This window comes from Oleiphilus sp. HI0080 (assembly GCF_001635135.1).
This window is the reverse complement of the sequence record NZ_LWFU01000248.1, coordinates 1-431: the sequence shown is the minus strand read 5'-3', so window position 1 is coordinate 431 and position 431 is coordinate 1. Positions and strand designations below refer to the sequence as shown.

Sequence of the window (431 nt, the reverse complement as noted above, 5' to 3'; positions counted from 1 at the left end):
GGATGGTTGTGGACCCGTCGATTAGATAGCTCCCATCTTCTTGTTTAGTAATGTCTGAGCCGCTTGAGGTTGAGTAATCGGTTGTGAATTCGCCAACAATTTCTTCGAGGATGTCTTCCATCGTTGCTAAGCCTAGAACGTCACCATACTCATCTACCACAATCCCAATACGCCGCTTTTCTTTTTGGAATTGCAGAAGTTGCTGGTTTAGGGGGGTGCTCTCGGGAATAAAATACGGCTCTCTGCAAACCTGCAAAAGGAGTGCCTTATTTGCTTCTTGAGCGGATATTACTCTTGTCATGTTTCTAAGGTGTAGGACACCGATGATGTTGTTTATATTGCCTTTATAAACAGGGACCCGTGTGTGTTGAGAGTCTTTTACTTGGTCTATGAGGTCATCCATGCTGTCGTCGATATTTAGCCCAATAATT

At 44.1% G+C, this 431-nt stretch carries 1 protein-coding gene; it reads right to left on the bottom strand.

Annotation, left to right across the window (positions count from 1 at the left end; all coding sequences use genetic code 11):
* A partial coding sequence (locus A3751_RS02670; RefSeq protein ID WP_156492220.1) for a CBS domain-containing protein occupies positions 1–431 on the bottom strand: 431 nt, incomplete at both ends.